Consider the following 15,637-nt stretch of genomic DNA (forward strand, 5'->3'; position numbering starts at 1 on the left):
ATAATCGTTTGGTGATGATGGCGGAGGGGATCCACGCGTTCCCATCCCGAACACGACCGTTAAGCCCTCCAGCGCCGATGGTACTTGGACCGCAGGGTCCTGGGAGAGTAGGACGTTGCCAAGCGATGTAATGAACGAGAAACTCTGACGAAACCGTCGGAGTTTTTTTGTTTTTATAGAAGTTACAGAAAGTCGAAATTTGCTAAAGTGTGCTAAGCTTCAAAAGCGCTGCTTCGGAAAAGCTGCTTAAAGAAACTGCTTAAAGAAATAAGAAATTGAAATTGCTAAAAAAACTGCTTCCAAAATTCCTTCAATAGAGCGACTGCAAGTTTATTGTACCCAGAAAGGTTACCTCTCTCGCAGCAGTACGCTTCGTGGCAAAAGCTTCGTCTAGACGTCTAGAAGCTTTACTTAAATGGGCGGAAGTGATGCAGGACGTTCAGCGTGGCAGCTGCCGTTAGAAGCTCGACCTTATATGCCGCTTAGGGGGAAGAGGGGAAGCAAATAGGAGTGGTTTGTACTCTTTATTTTGTCCGGAAACTCCCCTCCCATACACGCCAAAAATGTCCGAACGTTTATACATACCGGACAGTTTATCTTACGACATACACGGTGCAATGAATTTTTCCATAATCTCTTAGTTGACGATGAACGATAGTTGTTCGTGACTTGTGTCATACTACCTCCAATAGGAGGTGTATCCATGAAAGTCAGGATTATTGCCGTTGCTGCGATGTTATCGATGATACTTACCGGTTGTTCGTTCTCTGAAGCAGCGCAGCCGGGTGAACCGTGGACCGGTGACAGCATCGTACACCAAGCGCAGACGTCGGAGGCCAAGCTGCCTATCCAAAGCGAAGCGCCAGGACATCTGTCCGTTGCCGATGAGATCACCGATCAGCATCAGCGGGAGCGCAGGATCGAGTCGTATGCAGAACCACCAGCCGGACCTCCTCCTATACCGAAGGCTAGACCGAAAGTGAAAGGCATCTACGTAAGCGGCTGGGCTGCCAGTACGTCCAAGCTGGATCAATTAATCGAGCTCGTAAACCAAACGGAGCTGAACGCTATGGTGATTGACATGAAAAACGATTCCGGGCAAATCACCTACGATTCTTCTCTGCCGATCGTTCACCAATTGGAAGCCGACTCGAAACATATGATTCATGATATCAAACGTCTCATTTCAACATTAAATGAACATCACATCTATACGATTGCCCGAATAGCCGTCTTTAAAGATCCATATGCAGCGGTTCGCAAACCGGAATGGGCGATCCGCACGAAGGGAGGCGCTCTGTGGAAGGACGCCAAAGGTACTTCCTGGGTTGATCCCTACCATCCGGAAGTGTGTACATACGCAATCGAACTGGCGAAGGAGGCGGCCGACCTCGGATTTGACGAAATTCAGTTCGATTACGTCCGGTTCCCCGACAATGGGTCCAAGGTCGATCGGGAAGCTGTTTTTCAAAATCCGAACGGCTGGTCCAAGTCGGCAGCGGTTCAGCGTTTTCTGAAGCAGGCTAAGCAGGAACTGGCCGCCAAGGGCGTGTACGTGTCGGCTGACGTGTTCGGTTTGACGACATCGGTCACGGGGGATATGGGAATCGGGCAAACGTGGGAGGATATCTCCTCTGAAATAGACGTCATCAGTCCGATGGTTTATCCTTCTCATTATGGAGACGGGGTGTTCGGAATTAAAAATCCGGACCTGCAGCCGTACGTAACGGTTCAAAAAGCGCTGGCGGACGGATTGAAAAAAAACGAAGCGTTAACGCGGGCCCGGAAGTCTGCAGCCTCGATCCGCCCATGGCTGCAAGATTTTACGGCGACTTGGTTAAAACCCCATAAAACTTACGGAAGCGAAGACGTACAAGCTCAAGTGCAAGCGGCTAAAGAACTGGGAATCGATGAATATTTGCTGTGGAATTCCAAATGCACTTACACATTCCGGTAAAAGTTTGACGGAACGAAGAACACCGAAGCGGCTGCTGATACGGAACGTCTGTTTTGCCTTGACACCAAAAATGGGCTTTTGTTACGATAGGCATTAACACTCAGGAAGACATGTTGGCCAGTAGAAAAGCTGAAGCCATCCTAAAGCTTGATCTCGGAATTGGATGCAGCTGAATTTGTGCAGGGTTACTTACTTAAGGGGGTACTTTTTTGTGTGGGACAATAAGTTTGCCAAGGAAGGTTTGACGTTCGACGACGTACTGCTAATCCCGAGAAAGTCGGATGTGTTCGGACCTAGAGAAGTGGACGTGTCGACTCAGCTGACTCCAACGCTTAAATTAAATATACCGCTGATCAGCGCTGCGATGGATACCGTTACGGAAGCGGCTCTGGCGATCGCCATGGCCCGTGAAGGCGGCGTCGGAATCATCCACAAGAATATGTCGATCGCGCAGCAGGCGGAAGAAGTAGACCGCGTAAAACGATCGGAGAGCGGGGTCATTACCAATCCGTTCTCGCTTACCCCCGAACATCATGTATATGACGCTGAAGAGCTGATGGGCAAATTCCGGATCTCCGGCGTACCGATCGTCAATGGCGATAACAAGCTGGTCGGTATATTGACCAATCGCGACCTTCGGTTTGTGCACGATTACTCGATTAAGATTAAAGAAGTGATGACGAAAGATAACCTTGTGACCGCACCGGTAGGCACGACTCTTCAGGAAGCGGAAGTGATTTTGCAAAAGCACAAAATCGAGAAACTGCCGCTTGTTGACGAGACGAACTCGTTAAAAGGTCTGATCACGATCAAGGACATCGAGAAAGCCATACAATTCCCGAATGCGGCTAAGGACCCCCAAGGAAGGCTGCTGGTAGGTGCGGCGATCGGAGCGTCCAGAGACGCCCTGGAGCGTGCCAGCGAGCTTATCAAAGTGGGGGCGGACGTTATCGCCGTCGACTCGGCCCACGGGCATCACGCCAACATCGTGGAGACGGTGCGCAAGCTGCGCGCCAAGTTCCCGGACATTGTCATCATCGCCGGCAATGTCGCTACCGGCCACGGCACACGGGATCTGATCGAAGCCGGGGCTTCGATGATTAAGGTGGGTATGGGTCCGGGCTCGATCTGTACGACGCGGGTCATCGCCGGCATCGGGGTGCCGCAAATTACGGCGATTTACGATTGCGCTACGGTAGCCCGGCAATACGGCGTACCGATCATCGCCGACGGCGGGATCAAGTACTCCGGCGATATTACGAAGGCGATCGCGGCGGGAGCCGATGCGATTATGATCGGAAGCTTGTTTGCCGGATGCGAGGAAAGCCCGGGCGAATCGGAAATTTATCAGGGCCGGAAGTTCAAAGTATACCGCGGTATGGGCTCGATCGGCGCGATGAAGGAAGGAAGCAAGGACCGATACTTCCAAGAGGGCGAATCCAAGCTGGTGCCGGAAGGTATCGAAGGCCGCGTTCCTTACAAAGGCCCGATCAAGGACACGATTCATCAGTTGGTCGGCGGTCTGATCCAAGGTATGGGGTATTGCGGTACGAAAACGATTCGGGAATTGAAGGAAGATACGGAATTTATCCGCATTACGGGTGCAGGGTTGCGCGAAAGCCATCCGCACGACGTACAGATAACCAAAGAAGCTCCAAACTACTCGATGTAATCGGGGCGCGAGACGAAGGGCAGAGGGCGACCTCTGCTCTTTGCTATTGTTCCGGTCTTCGTAACAACGGTAAGGAATCAGTCCGTAAACGTCCCTTTGTCGGATGAAGTTAAGGTGTTTCTAATTGTTAAGGGGAACGGCCGTTTCGCCTTTTGCCGGGAGAGTCGGTATGTTACAATGAGAACAGTGATTTGCGAGAGTGCGAGAGTTGGAGTTTGGAAATGATAGTTTCGGGAAAGGGAGTTGGGAAAAACGTGTTGGAAGTAAAGAAATCCGGGTGGAACAAATGGATCGCACGGGCATGCTGCGTTACGGTATTTGCGAGCAGCCTGATTCTTATACAGCCGCAGCAGGCGGAAGCGGCGGAGCCGATTAATTTAACGCTGGAAGCGAAGGCGGCCATTCTCATCGAGCCGACTACCGGGCAAGTTTTGTACGAAATGAATGCGGATCAGCAGATGCCTCCAGCCAGCATGTCCAAAATGATGACCGAGTATCTGGTCATGGAAGAGATCAAGTCGGGCAAGCGCAGTTGGGACGATATCGTCAATCCGAGCCAGTATGCGGTCGATGTGATCGGCTCCGGTCAATTGATCGGGCCTAACGAAAAGTATTCGATTCGCGATCTGTACAGTGCGATGGCCATCTATTCGGCGAATGACGCTACAGTAGCGCTGGCTGAAACGATTGGCGGTACCGAAGAAAATTTCGTCAAGATGATGAACGATGCCGCGAAAAAAATGGGATTCAACGAAAAATCGTTTTTCATTAACGCAACCGGCCTTCCCCGGGTTGATCTTGGCAAGTACGCTCCTCCGGGAATTACGGAAGAGGATACGATGATCACCGCGAGGGATGCTGCGATTCTGGCTCAGAATATTGTGCTGAAACACCCCGAAGTACTGGAAATTTCCAAAATCCCGTCCAAAAAGTTCCGCGAGACGGATAAAGCGCCGATGATCAACTGGAACTGGATGCTCGAAGGCAATAAGGACGTTCCGAGCTTTAAGTCTTATGCTTACCAGGGGATGGACGGACTGAAGACAGGCCATACGAGTCAAGCCGGATATAACTTTACGGGGACGGCTATGCGTAACGGGATGCGCTTGATCAGTGTCGTGATGAATACGCCTTCGGAATCGAAACGGTTCCGGGAAACACAAAAGCTTCTCGACGCCGGCTTTAATAACTTTGAAATGAAGTCGGTCGTGGCGGCCAAGAGCGAAGTCGAGAAATTAAAGACGGTAGAAGTAAAAAAGGGCGTTAGAACCGAAGTGCCGGTTGTTACGGCAAATGCCGTCGATTTCGTTGTAAGAAAAGGCGAAACACCCGAAATTACGGTAGAAGCGGCACCGCTGGCGGAGATGAAAAGCGCTCCGATTAAGACAGGGGATGTGTTGGGCACCGTAAAGGTAAAGTATAACGATATCGAAAGAACGGTTGATCTCGTCGCATCGCAAGATATGGAAAAAGGAAGCTGGTTCCGTCTTATGATGCGGGGAATTAAAAACTTTTTCGGCGGCATTTTCTCCGGTATCGCGAGCGGCCTAAAAAACCTCTTCTAAAAGGTGTCTAAATGTGGGGCACGGGTTGTTAATTAGATAGGCTTGTTGTAGAATGACTTGTTAGAAGATCATCGAAGAGCCACGCTTTCGTAGCTATGGAACTACAGCAATTCATATACAGGAGGAGTAAGAAATGGAAACAGGAACATGGACAGTCAAAAAAGGGATGGCTGAAATGCAAAAAGGCGGCGTCATCATGGACGTTATGAACGCGGAACAAGCGAAAATCGCCGAAGCGGCGGGCGCTTGTGCGGTTATGGCTCTTGAGCGCGTACCTTCCGATATCCGTGCGGCCGGCGGAGTAGCGCGTATGGCTGATCCTACCGTGTTTGAGGAAGTTACGAAAGTAGTAAGCATCCCGGTTATGGCCAAATGCCGGATCGGCCACTATGTGGAAGCACGCGTCCTGGAAGCGCTTGGCGCCGACTACATCGATGAGAGCGAAGTTCTTACTCCTGCTGATGAAGTGTTCCATATTAATAAAAGAGAATTTACCGTGCCGTTCGTATGCGGCGCGAAAGATATCGGTGAAGCGCTCCGCCGGATCGGCGAAGGCGCAGCCATGATGCGTACCAAAGGCGAGCCGGGAACAGGCAACATCGTAGAAGCCGTTCGCCATATCCGGATTATCAATTCCCAAATCCGCAAAATCCAAGGCATGTCCAAAGACGAGCTGATGACGGAGGCGAAAAATCTCGGCGCTCCTTACGATCTCGTTGTGTATGTTCATGAGAACGGGCGCCTGCCGGTCGTTAACTTTGCAGCGGGCGGGGTAGCGACTCCGGCGGATGCTGCACTGATGATGCATCTGGGCGCTGACGGCGTATTTGTCGGGTCCGGTATTTTCAAATCGGACAACCCGGAGAAATTCGGAAGAGCGATCGTTCAAGCAACGACTCATTACACGGATTACGCCCTGATCGCCGAAGTATCCAAAAATTTGGGTGCGCCGATGAAAGGGATCGAAATCTCCAAGCTGGAGTCGTCGCAGCGGATGCAGGACCGCGGCTGGTAAGAACAGAAAGAAGGGTCAGCTATGAAAATAGGCGTTCTCGCTCTTCAAGGAGCGGTGGCGGAACATATCAAGATGATCGAAGCAGCGGGCGCCGAAGGCGTGCCAGTTAAGAAAACGAGTCAGCTGGCCGAATTGGACGGGATCATCATCCCTGGCGGAGAGAGCACGACAATCGGCAAGCTGATGCGTGATTACGGATTTATCGAGGAAGTTCGCTCTTTTTCCAAGCAGGGTAAGCCGATTTTCGGTACTTGTGCGGGATTAATCTTACTCGCCGACGAGATCGTTGGCCAGGAGCAGGCGCATCTGCAACTGATGGATATGAAGGTGCAGCGCAATGCCTTCGGCCGCCAGCGGGAAAGCTTCGAGACGGAGCTTGCCGTCAAGGGTGTAGACGATAAAGTTAGAGCGGTATTCATCCGGGCCCCCTTGATCAGGGAAATCGGAGATCGGGTGGACGTGCTGTCCGAGCATAACGGTGAGATTGTCGCGGCGCGGCAGGATCATTTGCTGGCCGTCTCTTTCCATCCCGAACTGACGGACGATTACCGGATGCATCAGTATTTTATAGACATGGTCAAAGAGGCAAAGTCTTCTTCGGTTCAGTAATAGGATGTTCGGAAGCACCTTGTTTGGCTGATGCCCAAGGTGCTTCTTTCGTGACTGTAGTCCGCGGCGTTGGTTGAATATTTATTCGGAGTATAGTACATTATATTGCATAACTTGTAATGATAGCGTGCAGTTTGGTTTGGTGTGCCAGAGATAATGGACTTGAATATAGTTTCCCTTTTGGGAGGGGTTTTGGTTGTTTGACGTCAAGTTGTTGCGTAATGAGATTGAACGTGTAAAAGAAGCGATGACCGCGCGCGGCAAATCCGCGGAAGAAATCGACCGTTTTACCGGGTTGGACGGCAAGCGTAGAGAGCTGCTGCAGGAAAGCGAGCAGTTGAAAAACCGCAGAAACACCGTATCGCAGGAAGTTGCGGTCAAGAAACGGAACAAAGAAGACGCAGAGTCGTTAATATTAGAGATGCGCGATGTTAATGACCGGATTAAAGTGCTGGACGAAGAGGTTCGCGTTCTGGAAGAGGATCTGAACAAGCTGCTGCTGTCGATCCCGAATATGCCTCACAGCTCCGTTCCGGTTGGATTATCGGAAGAGGAGAATGTGGAGATTCGCCGGATCGGAGAAGTGCCTTCGTTCGTTTTCGAACCAAAGGCGCATTGGGAGATTGCGGACAAGCTCGGCATTCTTGATTTCGAATCGGCTGCGAAAGTAACGGGTTCGCGATTTGTGTTTTATAAAGGGCTTGGAGCGCGTCTGGAACGGGCGCTCATTAACTTTTTTATGGATCTTCACAGCGGCGAGCACGGTTATGAAGAGATGCTTCCGCCGTTTATCGTCAACCGGGACAGCTTAACGGGCACTGGTCAGCTTCCCAAGTTTGAGGAAGACGTCTTTAAGGTGCAGGGCACCGACTATTTCCTGATCCCGACGGCGGAAGTGCCGGTAACGAACTTTCACCGTGATGAAATTTTGCCGATCGAGCAGCTGCCTAAAAATTATGTGGCGTTCAGCGCTTGTTTCCGTTCGGAAGCGGGTTCGGCCGGCCGCGATACGCGGGGACTGATTCGTCAGCATCAATTCAATAAAGTCGAGCTGGTGAAACTCGTGAAGCCGGAAGACTCGTATGACGAGCTTGAGGCGCTTACGCAGCATGCCGAGAAAGCTTTGCGGCTGCTGAAGCTTCCGTACCGCGTGATGACGCTGTGTACGGGCGATCTTGGCTTTACCTCGGCTAAAACATTCGATCTCGAAGTATGGCTGCCGAGCGGCGGATCGTATCGTGAAATTTCGTCCTGCAGCAACTTCGAGGATTTCCAGGCACGCCGCGCCAATTTGCGGTTCCGCCGGGATGCGAAGTCGAAGCCAGAGTTCGTTCATACGTTGAACGGTTCCGGACTGGCCGTCGGCCGGACGGTAGCGGCAATACTGGAAAATTATCAGCAGCCGGACGGCAGTGTCGTAGTGCCCGATGCACTCCTGCCTTACATGAACGGCGTAAAAGTGATCTCCAGAAAATAACCCTTGCGGTGGGCCCGCTGCTTATGATAAAATTCTTTCTAGTCATTGGCGGGCCGCCATTTTGGAGAGGTGGTCGAGTGGTTGAAGGCTCTGGTCTTGAAAACCAGCGAAGGGGTAACTCTTCCGTGGGTTCGAATCCCACCCTCTCCGTATGAATAATCTTGCTTATGGGATGCAGAACCTTTAGGTTCGTCGGAGCTAAAAGTTTTCGGAGAAAACTTACTTCGGAAGCATTCGCTAATCTTCGTTAGCGTTTGCTTCGCAGTCTCACCCGAAGGGGGAGTATCCCACCCTCTCCGTATGAATAATCTTGCTTATGGGATGCAGAAGTCATGAATCTAACGATTCATGGCTTTTTTTGTACGTCAGGCCAGTCGCATAAAAGGGTGGCGACCTCCGCAAGTTAAGGTTGCGGAGGTGTTTGTTGATGAGCAAAACAGATGTGCTCACGCTTGATCAGAACGAGCTAACAGAGGCGTGGCGGACTACATTGCCCACCTTGCTGAACGAATCCGATAAGGCCGAGGTGAAAGCGGACGAGCATGATCCGAAATCGGTGCGCATTCATATTCGTACGGCGGGACACGCGATGTATTCCTTCGATTTCCTCGTGACTTACGTGGATTCCCGCGAGGTGAAGGTAGACTTGGTCGACGTCGAGAAGGACGATCAGACAGTCGATGAGCGGAACGATGTCATTCAAAATATGGTCGAAGACTACATCCGCCACATTCACGAATGCGCACAAGCATTAAAAAAAGTGACAAGCTGACTAGGAGGGGCGGAGCGATGACGAAAACAAAAGCAACCGATAAAAATTTGCAAAATGTCGTCAAGGATCTGGAATTGTCTCCTGTGAACAGTCACCATGCCCAACAGCTTCAACAGGATACGAATGACCGGCGCCACAAGGATGCCTTGAACCATGATACCGACAAAGGGGAAGTCAAGTTTGTAACGGAAGGAGAATAAAACGATGCCCAAAGATATCCCTCAGCCTGTAAACCCTCCAAGCGGAGCGGCCGAGCGCAAGTCGAACAACGGCAATTCGCAGGAGCCTCTATCCGGTTCAAAGAAAACGAAGCAAGCCAATCATACCCGACATAATAACGGGGAAGGGTAAACCGAAAAAAGTTTTCGGCCAAGTGAATATCGAAGCCATAACCGGACATACTATTATCGACGGTGAGGAGAGAGGTGTGGTTCCGTTGAACTATTCAACAGCAACACCAAGTAAGGATCTAAATACCGAACATTGAAGCGGAGGCGATGTGCCAAAGACACGTTAGCGTGTTTCTAACACATGCAGCAAGGATTAGCCGCTAACAGCAGCGATCCTGATTCCGAAGAAGAGGTAAGGTACAGCTGATTCATACAAAAACCGATCACCGTCAAAAAAGGACCCGAAAGGGTCCTTTTTTAGTTGTACGCTAAGTGTGGGCGTCATCTCTGGGGTGATACGCTGACCACAGCCAAGAACGTGTCTGACGCGAGGCGGAGCTTGAAGGAAACTGAGCAAAGTGCGAGCTAAGGGATACGAACAAAGAAGTATGAATAATGAACAACGAACAACTAACACGAACTGGAATCAAGGGTAAATAAGTCAGAGTCAGATTTGGCCCGTCATCATACGCAAGTGTGGTGTATCCCATCCATGCTAATTGGTGCGAGCTGTAGATAAAAGCGGTTTGCATCTCTTATTTGCCTGGAAATCGAACTTTAGGTAAAAACAAGAGCGGTTTGCAGCCCCTAATTCTTCGAACAAGACCGGAAACCGACCAGATTCGCAGTAATAAGGGGTACAAACCGCTCTTAATCTTTAACAGTGGGCTGAGATCTGCCGAATAAGGGTCCCAAACCGCTCTTATGACGCCAACACTTCCAAAACGTACGTCCTCGGCACGACACGAAAGGTGAACCCCAGCAACCCCAGCTATCTTTTTAATCCGGAATCTGTGCCGTGCCCGTCAGTCGCCAACAGCACCAGACAACCAGCCGATTCGCTTCTATGTCCGACCAGCGCCGTATTTCGTCAGCCCTGCACGGCTTCCACGAAAGCAAGCAGTTCTTGCGCAAGCCGGCTTGGCCGTTCCATCATACTCATATGGCCGCTGTCCTCGATCAAAACCTGTTTGATGGAGTTTCCTGAGACCGAGAACGTCTTTTCTGGTTGAATGATCTGATCCGAACCACCGGCCAGAAGCAATACCGGGCACGAAGCGTTCTTTATAACCTGATTCCGGTCGGGCCGTTCTCTCATCGCTTCAAGCGTTAAGACGGCTCCTTCCGGCGGGGTGATGTAGCCGATCTCTTTCGCTTCGGCAACTTTTCCTTTCATCGTTTCTACGTGATCCGGGGCGAACAGCTTCGGAATTAGTCCGTCGATAAACGGAACGATGCCGGAATCGAGTACGGTTTGAATCGATTTCAGGCGATTTTCTTTGCCCTTCTCGTCGTCCGGGAAAGCGGTGGAATGGACGAGCCCAAACGCTTGAACCCGATCCGGATGTCTCTCCGCCCCTGCAAGCGTGATATAGCCTCCAAGCGAGTGGCCGATCCATACCGCTTTCCCGACGTTTAATTGACGCAGCAGCTCCGCCATATCGTCAGCAAACGACTCGATGGCATACGGAGCCGCCGGGACTCCGGATTGTCCGTGACCGGGCAGATCGGGTACGATGACTCTGCATCCTTTCAATAACGGCACGACTTCATCCCAGTAATGGGAGCTGCCGCAAAAACCGTGCATCAGCAAGACGGGAAACCCGGTTCCTTCGTCTCTGTAGCGGATTTCGATGGAGCGTTCGGACAGTTGTATCGTATTCATCAGCATTCCTCCCGCATTTATTTTCTCCATGCTACCCAAAATGAATCAGAAAAGCAAAATGTGCGCGAGCCAAGATTAATTACCCTTTTCCCATTTGTTCAAAACGTCCGTAACTTTCCAAGCTTTCATTCGTGGATACAAGGGAGGGGGAGCGAATGGAGACGAACAGTTTGGATTCCATATACCGTAAGTATGTCAAAGACATCTTCCGTTACTTGCGCTCCCTCTGTCGCGACGAGCATGCAGCGGAGGATTTGCTGCAGGAAACGTTTTACCGGGCCTATCTGCATTTGGACGATTGCAAGGAAGATAAAATCAAGCCGTGGCTGTTCCGGGTCGCTTACCATGCGTTTATCGACTACATGCGGAAGGAAAGTCGCAGCTCGGTGTACGGAACGGATTACTTTCAACGTCTGGCCGATCGCGATACGCCGGAAACCGCCGTTCTCCGCCAGGAAATCTGGACGGAAATCGGAAAGCTTGTAGCCGGACTGCCGGACAACCAGAGGCATGCAATACTGCTGTACGATTTCCACCAGCTGTCTTATCAGGAGGCTGCTGATATTATGGGCATCCGGTTGTCCCATTTCAAAATCTTACTGTTTCGGGCCAGACAAAAGCTAAGAGAGTACGAAGAGTGGAGGAATCCGGATGAGCGAGGAGTTTAAGCGAAAGCTGAAGCAATATGCGGAGGGCAGCCTGCCAGAAGATGAACGTGAAGAAGTGGAGCGGGAGATCGAGAAGCTGGAGCTGTACCAAAGCTACTTGGAGGAGCTCACGGAAAGTGGCGATAACAAAAGCGGAATACGGGGCGGGCGGCAGGCGGAACCGTCCGAAAGCGAGAACAAGCGGCAACTGCGGAAGGAAGCCAATATTATTCGCAAGGGGAAATGGAAGGCACGCCTGTCCAATGCCCTGACGCTGCTTTCTTTGTTAATCGCTGTGACATTCGTCAGTTCGGCCTGTACGGCGCTTTTTTACAGTATGGGAGAGCCGGACCGTGTGGATCTATACAGAGACGTCGTATCGTCTGCGATCGCCGTTACAGAGCCTAATGTCGAGGTTCATCTGAACGCGCAGGGCAACGCGTTTTTTACGATGGATTTGAAAGGCGAACTCGTCAAGCAGATCGGAGACGCGAGGGTATCGGCGGGAGATTACTCGATCAGGTTTTTGCTTAATCGTACGAATGGCCCGGTCCTGTTGTGGAAGGAGCGAAATACGAACGGACGCGGGTTAGCAAGACTTCCCGACTCCAGCACCTACAACGGGGATTCCGAATGGTCGATTCTCGAAAAGCTGCCGGAAGGTACCGTGTCGGAGCTGTATTTCTCGCTGGACCGGCTGTACGAGACGGAAGATCTGCTGAAGCTGCTGGAATCACGAAATCTGACGCCGCTCTGGTTCGCCGTAGATAACGGCCAGGACAACTCAGGCAGAAGTTGGGTGAGTGATCCCATCGGCTTTCCCTATATGCCGATCTGGCACCATGACGATAAGAAGCTGGAGAGTTATTCGGAGGAAAAACGCGGCTTATTCAGCAAGGTTACGTCGAGCCTCTCTTCTTATCCGCAAGTACAAGCTTATGGCGACGGAGAGCTGCGCAACGATAATTTTAAGAAAACGTTGTACTTGTTGAGAGAGTACAGAGCGATTACGAAAAAAGCAGCCCCCTTCTTGAAACTGGATGAAACGATTGGCTATGTGGAGCAGCATGGCGTCAAGCTGTACGGGGCGGTAGTCACCGGTCCGACCAAGGAGCTGCTGAAGCTGAAGCAGGAGCCCTGGGTGAGAGCGCCCCGGGTTGGGGAAGTGCGTCTATGGAACTGGAGGGATAGAGGGCATTAAACGAAGACAAACAAAAAAATCGCGGCAGAAATGCCGCGATAGGATATACAAGTATCGGAACGACAGGATTTGAACCTGCGACCTCTTGGTCCCGAACCAAGCGCTCTACCAAGCTGAGCCACGTTCCGTCAAGCTATGGTGGATTGATAAGCGCGCCACGGCGGGATTCGAACCCACGACGCACAGTTTAGGAAACTGTCGCTCTATCCAGCTGAGCTACGGGCGCATGCGAAAGAAAGATGCAAGGATTAATATAGCACAAGGTTGAGGGGAACGCAAGATCGTATTTGCAAAAATGAAGGATATAAAAGTGATCTCCCAAGCGGAGCGGCGAATCGCCGGAACGAATGGAAAAGCCCCTGCCTTACCGGCAAGGGGCTTACCTGCATCGTCACGATTTGACGGTAGTCAGCTTCGGCAGCATTTTGGTCTCTAGCACCATTTCTTTGCTGCAGATCGGACAGGATGGGCTCTCCTCAAACGCAAGATCGACCCTCATCCAGCACGTGCACGAAGCATCGGAACATTTCCACACCGGAGTTTCGAACAAGGGAAACGGGCTCGAATTCCGCGGGAACCCTTTTTCCATATAGGTTTTGCCGCTCATACAATCACCTTATCACCCGGAAGCCGCCTCGGATTTCCGTTCGTATTTTTTTAACTTCTTCTTGTTGCGGCACAGCTTGCATACTTGCCATACCGTACCGTCGTCTCGCGTAAGCTCGTGAACGAGTTTTACGCCTGTACTGGAACAGTTGGGACACGTGCCTCTTGTGCTTGGCTGCTGCTTGGGCAGCACTTTGATTTTCGGTTTTCTGGACGACATCTCTCGTCTCCTCCTTGTATTCGATAATGGTAGGAAGGGGAGGAGAATAGAGTCCGGCGGCATCAGCTCCCTCTTTCAAGCAAGGGACGAACCGAAATTGCAGGCTGCTGTCGGCGGTTGTCATCCGGATCTCTTTACGGCTTGTGCATCCGGCTCGGCGCCGGGTTTTGCATGATACACGATCAGAATGCTTCTCTTTATGAAGGAGTGCGGCTCACCGGTTTGGATCAGCGCGTACTTGGTTTCGATATACTGACTGGCCTCCAGGGTGTCTAGAAACCGGTTTGCTTTTATTTCAGCAGAGGCATGCAACGTATCCGTAAACGTTTTTATCTGGATCATATTCACACGCGTCCTTATCAATTAATTCGTCAAGCAAAGGATTCTGAACGTCGCGCCCCGTCCGCCGGGCTTAAGGAAAACGGTTACCCGGCTTGTATGACTAGCGGAACATGGCACCACCTCCTTCACATCCATTAAATGTAAATCGCCATATATAAGCGCAAAGGCACCCCGTTTCAGAAATGAAACGGAATGCCCAGTCCTACCACTCGTATTGCATTTATTATCTCTCGACGTCTCACAAATGTCAACATTACTGGGATATGGAACCATTTAATGTAAGCTAGGGTAAAAAATAAAAACCGGCGGATAGGAGGAAGTCAAGAACGGCAGCCGAATTGCTAACAGATAGAGGACAGACCCGGAATTCGACGCAGGGGAAGGAGGAACATGCGATGGGAAGCCCGTTCCGTTTCGAACCGAGCCTATATCCCGAGGAACCGGGATGCTACTTGATGTTTCATGAACACGGCCAACTGCTGTATGTCGGAAAAGCGATTAATTTGCGCAAACGATTGGCGTCTTACTTCCATTCCAAGCCGGACCGGGAGAAAACGGCCAGACTGGTGCAGCAGATCGCCTCCATCGAAATTATGATCGTCCGAAATGAAAACGAAAGCTTCTCGCTGGAGACTAATCTGATTCAGCACTACCTCCCTCCGTATAACCGGTCCAAGAAAGGAGAGCCCTCCGTGTATCCGTACATTGCGGTCATGCGGGAGCCGCTTCCCCGTCTCGTTGCGGTCGATAAGGACCGTCTAACCCCGCAGTCGAAGGCGGAGAGTTGCGGAGACGGAGAGCTGATCGGACCGTTTCCGAATCCGGTATTTCGCAATTATTCGCTGGAGTTCGCGATCGCCCGTTACCGGCTGCGGACATGCGAGCCTTTGGAGCGGCGTCTGTGCATGCGCTACTATTTCGAAACTTGCGGAGGGATCTGCGAGCAGTTGGAGTCGGCCGAGCAGTACGACGAACGTGTGGTTGGCGCTGCCCGGTTGCTGTCGGACGTCCGGGCGATTCCGGCAGAGATGGTCACGGCCATGGAGGAATGCTCGGAGAAGCTGCAATTCGAGAAGGCGAAGGAGCTGTACACGAGGTCCAATACGCTAAAAAGCATGCTGGATGATCAGGCGGTTAACATCCCTCGCGATTTTTGCCAGATCGTCTTGTTGTTCGACGGCGATATGCTGCTTGCGGCTCCGATCGAATACGGGATGCTTCGCAGCCGTTTCGTGGAGCGCCGGGTAGAGGCGGCGGTGCCGGAAACCGGGGATTGGGCGGAGGAGCTGCTCCGGATGGTATCGACCGAAGGCCGTGTCGAGATCGTCACGAACGATGCGGAACGTGCAGAGCCGCTCAGGCAAGCGGTCAAGAGCCAGGGGCTGCCCGCCAAAATAACGGTTCCGGTCAAGGGACCGAAACGTCATCTACTGGATATTTGCGAGCGGAATATGACGTACCGCAGCGGGCTTCGTATGGAGCAGGGCGTTGTATGAGGC

At 51.6% G+C, this 15,637-nt stretch carries 16 protein-coding genes, 3 tRNA genes and 1 rRNA gene; 14 read left to right on the forward strand and 6 right to left on the reverse strand.

The genetic code is table 11. The features are described 5' to 3' along the window. The first annotated feature begins 7 nt into the window (after nucleotides 1-7). From rrf to PV433_RS08985, 11 genes are all read left to right on the forward strand, one after another. Nucleotides 8-124: ribosomal RNA gene (rrf, locus tag PV433_RS08935) — 5S ribosomal RNA — on the forward strand. Between the two features lie 579 nt (nucleotides 125-703). Next, the gene (locus PV433_RS08940; protein WP_332071824.1) at nucleotides 704-1,957 is read left to right on the forward strand and encodes a putative glycoside hydrolase; all 1,254 of its coding nucleotides are present in this window, start codon (nucleotides 704-706) and stop codon (nucleotides 1,955-1,957) included. Nucleotides 1,958-2,168: 211 nt separating this feature from the next. Further along, nucleotides 2,169-3,629, forward strand: coding sequence for an IMP dehydrogenase (gene guaB / locus PV433_RS08945; protein WP_332071825.1), 1,461 nt, complete (start codon nucleotides 2,169-2,171; stop codon nucleotides 3,627-3,629). A 254-nt stretch (nucleotides 3,630-3,883) separates the two neighbouring features. Continuing rightward, nucleotides 3,884-5,194: a D-alanyl-D-alanine carboxypeptidase family protein gene (locus PV433_RS08950; RefSeq protein ID WP_332071826.1), complete on the forward strand. Its 1,311-nt coding sequence runs from the start codon at nucleotides 3,884-3,886 to the stop codon at nucleotides 5,192-5,194. Nucleotides 5,195-5,327: 133 nt separating this feature from the next. After that, complete coding sequence (gene pdxS / locus PV433_RS08955) at nucleotides 5,328-6,209, forward strand: pyridoxal 5'-phosphate synthase lyase subunit PdxS (protein ID WP_190932493.1); 882 nt, start codon at nucleotides 5,328-5,330, stop codon at nucleotides 6,207-6,209. Between the two features lie 21 nt (nucleotides 6,210-6,230). After that, nucleotides 6,231-6,818 (forward strand): pyridoxal 5'-phosphate synthase glutaminase subunit PdxT, encoded by a 588-nt coding sequence (pdxT, locus tag PV433_RS08960; RefSeq protein WP_332071827.1) that lies wholly within the window; start codon nucleotides 6,231-6,233, stop codon nucleotides 6,816-6,818. Between the two features lie 196 nt (nucleotides 6,819-7,014). Then, nucleotides 7,015-8,295, forward strand: coding sequence for a serine--tRNA ligase (gene serS, locus PV433_RS08965; protein WP_332071828.1), 1,281 nt, complete (start codon nucleotides 7,015-7,017; stop codon nucleotides 8,293-8,295). 63 nt (nucleotides 8,296-8,358) lie between these two features. Further along, nucleotides 8,359-8,445 (forward strand) — tRNA-Ser (locus PV433_RS08970). Nucleotides 8,446-8,722: 277 nt separating this feature from the next. Beyond that, the gene (locus PV433_RS08975) at nucleotides 8,723-9,067 is read left to right on the forward strand and encodes a hypothetical protein (RefSeq protein WP_190932496.1); all 345 of its coding nucleotides are present in this window, start codon (nucleotides 8,723-8,725) and stop codon (nucleotides 9,065-9,067) included. Nucleotides 9,068-9,084: 17 nt separating this feature from the next. After that, entirely contained in the window at nucleotides 9,085-9,267 is a 183-nt protein-coding gene (locus PV433_RS08980; RefSeq protein ID WP_190932497.1) for a hypothetical protein, read from the forward strand. A gap of 4 nt (nucleotides 9,268-9,271) precedes the next feature. Continuing rightward, complete coding sequence (locus PV433_RS08985) at nucleotides 9,272-9,418, forward strand: small acid-soluble spore protein P (protein WP_332071829.1); 147 nt, start codon at nucleotides 9,272-9,274, stop codon at nucleotides 9,416-9,418. Between the two features lie 909 nt (nucleotides 9,419-10,327). On the opposite strand, the gene PV433_RS08990 is transcribed toward PV433_RS08985, so the two are convergent. Then, nucleotides 10,328-11,122 carry an alpha/beta fold hydrolase gene (locus tag PV433_RS08990; protein WP_332071830.1) on the reverse strand — a complete coding sequence of 265 codons (795 nt, stop codon included), beginning with the start codon at nucleotides 11,120-11,122 and terminating at the stop codon, nucleotides 10,328-10,330. A 155-nt stretch (nucleotides 11,123-11,277) separates the two neighbouring features. Between PV433_RS08990 and PV433_RS08995 the strand changes: the two genes are divergently transcribed. Both PV433_RS08995 and PV433_RS09000 read left to right on the forward strand, forming a co-directional pair. Further along, nucleotides 11,278-11,790 (forward strand): sigma-70 family RNA polymerase sigma factor, encoded by a 513-nt coding sequence (locus tag PV433_RS08995; RefSeq protein WP_332071831.1) that lies wholly within the window; start codon nucleotides 11,278-11,280, stop codon nucleotides 11,788-11,790. Then, nucleotides 11,774-12,970: an anti-sigma factor gene (locus PV433_RS09000; protein WP_332071832.1), complete on the forward strand. Its 1,197-nt coding sequence runs from the start codon at nucleotides 11,774-11,776 to the stop codon at nucleotides 12,968-12,970. The genes PV433_RS08995 and PV433_RS09000 overlap by 17 nt, the downstream gene beginning before the upstream one ends. Before the next feature lie 54 nt (nucleotides 12,971-13,024). Here PV433_RS09000 and PV433_RS09005 read toward each other — a convergent pair. The 5 genes from PV433_RS09005 to PV433_RS09025 form a co-directional block, all read right to left on the reverse strand. Beyond that, nucleotides 13,025-13,098, reverse strand: a tRNA-Pro gene (locus PV433_RS09005). A 23-nt stretch (nucleotides 13,099-13,121) separates the two neighbouring features. Beyond that, a tRNA-Arg gene (locus PV433_RS09010) sits at nucleotides 13,122-13,196 on the reverse strand. A gap of 165 nt (nucleotides 13,197-13,361) precedes the next feature. Beyond that, a complete protein-coding gene (locus PV433_RS09015; protein ID WP_332071833.1) occupies nucleotides 13,362-13,577 on the reverse strand; it encodes a cold-inducible protein YdjO-related protein in 216 nt (71 codons plus the stop codon). Between the two features lie 12 nt (nucleotides 13,578-13,589). Beyond that, the gene (locus tag PV433_RS09020) at nucleotides 13,590-13,796 is read right to left on the reverse strand and encodes a hypothetical protein (protein ID WP_332071834.1); all 207 of its coding nucleotides are present in this window, start codon (nucleotides 13,794-13,796) and stop codon (nucleotides 13,590-13,592) included. A gap of 120 nt (nucleotides 13,797-13,916) precedes the next feature. Further along, on the reverse strand, nucleotides 13,917-14,138 hold the full coding sequence (locus PV433_RS09025) for a hypothetical protein (RefSeq protein ID WP_332071835.1): 222 nt from the start codon (nucleotides 14,136-14,138) through the stop codon (nucleotides 13,917-13,919). 395 nt (nucleotides 14,139-14,533) lie between these two features. Here PV433_RS09025 and PV433_RS09030 point away from each other — a divergent pair, with 395 nt between their 5' ends. Then, nucleotides 14,534-15,634, forward strand: a complete 1,101-nt coding sequence (locus tag PV433_RS09030; RefSeq protein WP_332071836.1) for a GIY-YIG nuclease family protein — start codon at nucleotides 14,534-14,536, stop codon at nucleotides 15,632-15,634. Nucleotides 15,635-15,637 lie beyond the last annotated feature (3 nt).

The organism is Paenibacillus sp. GYB004 (genome assembly GCF_036577605.1).
In the GTDB taxonomy this organism is placed as follows: Bacteria; Bacillota; Bacilli; order Paenibacillales; family NBRC-103111; genus Paenibacillus_AB; species Paenibacillus_AB oceani.

Bases quoted from the DNA above. Each gene is read 5' to 3' on its own strand.
- PV433_RS08940 (WP_332071824.1), top strand. From the start codon at position 704: ATGAAAGTCAGGATTATTGCCGTTGCTGCGATGTTATCGATGATACTT.
- pdxS (WP_190932493.1), top strand. From the start codon at position 5,328: ATGGAAACAGGAACATGGACAGTCAAAAAAGGGATGGCTGAAATGCAA.
- pdxT (WP_332071827.1), top strand. From the start codon at position 6,231: ATGAAAATAGGCGTTCTCGCTCTTCAAGGAGCGGTGGCGGAACATATC.
- PV433_RS08975 (WP_190932496.1), top strand. From the start codon at position 8,723: ATGAGCAAAACAGATGTGCTCACGCTTGATCAGAACGAGCTAACAGAG.
- PV433_RS08980 (WP_190932497.1), top strand. From the start codon at position 9,085: ATGACGAAAACAAAAGCAACCGATAAAAATTTGCAAAATGTCGTCAAG.
- PV433_RS08985 (WP_332071829.1), top strand. From the start codon at position 9,272: ATGCCCAAAGATATCCCTCAGCCTGTAAACCCTCCAAGCGGAGCGGCC.
- PV433_RS08990 (WP_332071830.1), bottom strand. From the start codon at position 11,122: ATGAATACGATACAACTGTCCGAACGCTCCATCGAAATCCGCTACAGA.
- PV433_RS08995 (WP_332071831.1), top strand. From the start codon at position 11,278: ATGGAGACGAACAGTTTGGATTCCATATACCGTAAGTATGTCAAAGAC.
- PV433_RS09000 (WP_332071832.1), top strand. From the start codon at position 11,774: ATGAGCGAGGAGTTTAAGCGAAAGCTGAAGCAATATGCGGAGGGCAGC.
- PV433_RS09015 (WP_332071833.1), bottom strand. From the start codon at position 13,577: ATGAGCGGCAAAACCTATATGGAAAAAGGGTTCCCGCGGAATTCGAGC.
- PV433_RS09020 (WP_332071834.1), bottom strand. From the start codon at position 13,796: ATGTCGTCCAGAAAACCGAAAATCAAAGTGCTGCCCAAGCAGCAGCCA.
- PV433_RS09025 (WP_332071835.1), bottom strand. From the start codon at position 14,138: ATGATCCAGATAAAAACGTTTACGGATACGTTGCATGCCTCTGCTGAA.
- PV433_RS09030 (WP_332071836.1), top strand. From the start codon at position 14,534: ATGGGAAGCCCGTTCCGTTTCGAACCGAGCCTATATCCCGAGGAACCG.